We start from the raw sequence: 3,627 nt of genomic DNA, 5'->3' as shown, positions 1-3,627 counted from the left end.
AAACCGTCCTTAAAAGATTTAGTTTAAGGTTTAATCTGATTGCTGCTCTCTACAATTACGAGCTTTACCTCCCCAAAATCAAATCTTCCTGAGCGACTTTTGCAAGAGGTCTAATAGACTAACTGCTGTTCTAGCGAGTCCCATAGTAAATTCCCCTGCCGCCAGTACCAATGAAGACGAGCCCAAACACCTGTTTGCTTGCCTCCATTACTTGGGGATTTTTGCCGATGGGCCGTGAGCGATCTCCAATTTCTGTCCAAGTTTTTCCGTGGTCTAAAGAACGGAAAATTCCCTGACCCATATTCCTAATTTCACCGTACAAATACAGAGCTGGAATCGTGCTTCCCGACTGCGGCTTCCCGAAAGCAAACAGATAAGCTCTCTTAACTCCTGTAATTGGCACAAATGTCTTGCCACCGTCCATCGAGCGGTGAAGCCCATCGCTGTTAAGGTTGATCCAAACCTCACCCTCGACTCCCGGAACCGGTTTCACAGAATACCATTTCTTCTTCGGAAGTAACTACCTCTGCCTGTCCCGATGCGCTGTTGCCAATACTTTTTGCATTCCACAGTTGCTGAAGTGATACTGTAGCAAATAGGGCAATGACGGCAATCCGGGCTGCTTGACCAGATAATACGGCTTTGATAAGTACCGGACTTGGTAATGATTTTGAAGGCTATATTGGCTAATAAAATTCTTGGTGCGAAAACCAATAAGCTCACAAAAATTGGTTGCGCGAACCTCTGAAAGGATTTGTCCCGAAGGAACATCGCCGTCCCAACATTAACATTAGCTAAAGTCGGGGCTGACCAACTAGCGGCACAAAAAAACCATTATTTTACGCAAATGTCAACTATAATTCCGTAATTGGAATTATAGTTGACATACCTATCTCCAGGGATAACTATTAATTAATTTGTAAGCTCAATGCTTTCTGCTGTTGTAATACTCTGGCATCTAGCATATCCAGAATTTTGCTGTCTTGGGTTGTATCAAACTTTCTGGCAAAGTGAGCATCGCTTTTAATTATTGCTGGGTAATCCTGACTTGTGAGTAGCCGAGGATGACCGTGCCGAGTGCCAGTCCAATCGATATACCGTTTATTGTCATTACAGAAATTGAATAACCCACTATTTACTAAAACAGTTTGGATAAAAGACTCATCAGGGTTTCGCGTTTTTTTGTAGTAATTAACTAGCTCCTGGTTATTTTTTGAAAAATCATGTAAATAGCGAACACAGTTTTTTGAAATAGTTTTAAAAAAAGAGCCTCCGGAACACACAAAATTTTGATTGAACGGATTTGAAAAAGCCCGAAAACCTACTGAAAATTGATAAGAAGTATCAATTTTAACAAAAGGCTGAACATTATTGAGAATAACTCGTAATGGTTTGGCTAATCCCCGCTGCCATCTGGAAAACTGTACCCCTGAGTGCCAATATTGATAAAGATAGCGATCGCGGCTCTCTTTGAAACCGTAATAGCTATCTTTAGAGAAGGTATCGCAATATTGTAAAAACCCATCAAACTTAGTTTCGGCAAGAAACTTCTCAAGTACAGAAAGTGGCTGAGTAGGATAATCCTGGCCTGAGAGGTTTATCAGCCAATCAAAGTCAATATTATGAGTCAATATCCAGTCAATAGCATCCAAGTACGCTTGAACCAAACTAAAATCACCTCTGACTCCCACAGCATCATTTTTAATTACATTAACTCCTGGCAGCTTCTCTAGGGTTGAAACGTCTAAATCACAGCCCTTAACATCATGGCTAATTAATATTTGAGAACTGGGACTAGACTTTTTAATTGTTTGGATGAGTCGGTCAATTTGCTCTGGATTCTTATGAGTTTGGATAAGATACAGAACTTTCATGATTTTAGTCTCCAGTAAATGAATTGGTCTAACGTGAAAACATCGCTTATACGAACCGAAAACCCTCTGATGTATATCCCTTTGGTTGGACACAAATAAAAGTGGACATACACAAAAAGGTAAACACCTTTTGCAACAGCGATGAAACGCCGGCTAGTATATACGATTACACCCAAACTTCTGACAATCATCCTAAAGCTATCCTTTTCCGCCTGAAAAATTTAAGTTAAAATATTAACAGGTTGGAATAAGCTTCGATAAGGTTGCAGTGTTAGCTCTATGCGTTTTTTACTAAGCAAAGCCCTGATTTGACTTATAAAATGCTCATTACAAACCCTAGTCAACCACTTATCTGCAAGATAATTCGCACCCAAGATAGAGTTATAACAGGTGCTTTTCCTACAAATTAAGCAATCAACATTAGCAATGGCAGCGCGATGAATGTAAACCTGCGACAAACAATGGTTGGCAGTAAGCGTTTTTGCCTTGAGCGGCTAGTCAAACACAAGTTAGCTGTTTGTCCCACCTTGATGCAAACCTAATTAACTAGGGGTAGTATCTTCAACTTCAGACATTACGTTGAAGTCGGCCATTGACCCAAACAAATAGGCTGTTCTCCGGTTTCTATGACGGCTTTGATGAACCCAGCTTTTTATATTTACAGCTACGGTCATAATACAGCTCCCAATCTAAAAGACCGATGACCAGACTGAAACAACTATTGCAACTTTTTATTGCAAGACTTTAACAATCCTCAACATCCCTACATCTTGTTACATGAAAATCTAGCAGGCTTCCTCCTTAAGAGGGACATTCAATGTCAAGGTTATTTCTACTAAAGTTAAAATCAACTCATACCCCAAGAGCAAAATAATCGTAATAAGCAGCAATATTGCACAAATTCGGATAGATGGTAAAACCTATCCCAGCAAGATGTGCAATTTTCCGCAAGACCTCTACCCTTTTAGTTGGCCCGTTTCCGGGGAAGTTCAGGAAGATTTTTGATTTATGGGGGTTGGGTAAGCAAGAGTAAGTTCAACGAGGTAAAATACCCCTTTAGTGAAGACGGAGTTCAATCGATAAAGTTCCACATTGCGTTATCCAAATTTTTTTTCAAGGCGCTAGCCTTGAAAAATGCGGCTAGCCAGAAAGCCGCAGTCATTTTGGAAGCAAAAGCCTCAATTTCGTAGTAAAAAGGGTAGGCTAGCAGCCAGAGTATAGCTGTTGCTATGGCGATGCTGCAATCCAGGTAGAAGACTTAAGAAATTTATCCCGGCTGAGTGGGGTTAAACCCTCTAACCAACTTTTAAGCTTAAAAATTTGCAGGGCTCACTCATTTACAAGGAAATCATAAATTCGGCTTCATACCATTTGCCATTTTGCAACTCGCCATCCTGCCATTCTTGAACATCGATTAAACCACTCTCGAAAACTATGTAAGGTTTATGGGTCTTTAATGTTTGGATAGCGCCTCTGAAAACCTGCAACTCTACGCCTTCCGCATCTACCTTTATAAAATGAATCTTTAAGTAGGGTTTCAATATATTATCAACTCTTTGAGTTTTAGCTGTAATAGTCTCTGTGAGCGCATTAGGCATATGGCTTTCCCAGCATGATTTATCTAAGCTACTTAGGGCTTGCTGAATAAATAATGGAAGACCCAGAGAAGGCTTGATTAGTGATTCAAGCCGACAATAATATAAGTTTTTGTTTTTCCTCATTTATCGAGCCATAGCTTTTGATGATGGACAGA

General features: G+C 40.2%; 3 protein-coding genes. All 3 read right to left on the bottom strand.

The window, feature by feature from the left end; translation table 11 throughout:
• Positions 1–130 precede the first annotated feature (130 nt).
• The 3 genes from NDI42_RS28725 to NDI42_RS28715 all read right to left on the bottom strand — a co-directional run bounded on the left by NDI42_RS28725 (position 131) and on the right by NDI42_RS28715 (position 3,472).
• Positions 131–493 carry a beta propeller repeat protein gene (locus tag NDI42_RS28725; protein ID WP_190460669.1) on the bottom strand — a complete coding sequence of 121 codons (363 nt, stop codon included), beginning with the start codon at positions 491–493 and terminating at the stop codon, positions 131–133.
• Positions 494–908: 415 nt separating this feature from the next.
• Complete coding sequence (locus NDI42_RS28720) at positions 909–1,874, bottom strand: beta-1,6-N-acetylglucosaminyltransferase (protein ID WP_190460667.1); 966 nt, start codon at positions 1,872–1,874, stop codon at positions 909–911.
• Between the two features lie 1,337 nt (positions 1,875–3,211).
• Complete coding sequence (locus tag NDI42_RS28715; protein ID WP_190460664.1) at positions 3,212–3,472, bottom strand: FkbM family methyltransferase; 261 nt, start codon at positions 3,470–3,472, stop codon at positions 3,212–3,214.
• Between the last annotated feature and the right edge of the window lie 155 nt (positions 3,473–3,627).

This window comes from Funiculus sociatus GB2-C1, assembly GCF_039962115.1.
GTDB classification, from domain to species: domain Bacteria; phylum Cyanobacteriota; class Cyanobacteriia; order Cyanobacteriales; family FACHB-T130; genus Funiculus; species Funiculus sociatus.
Note: the sequence above shows the minus strand (reverse complement) of the source record. Positions and strands in the feature narration are given on the sequence as shown.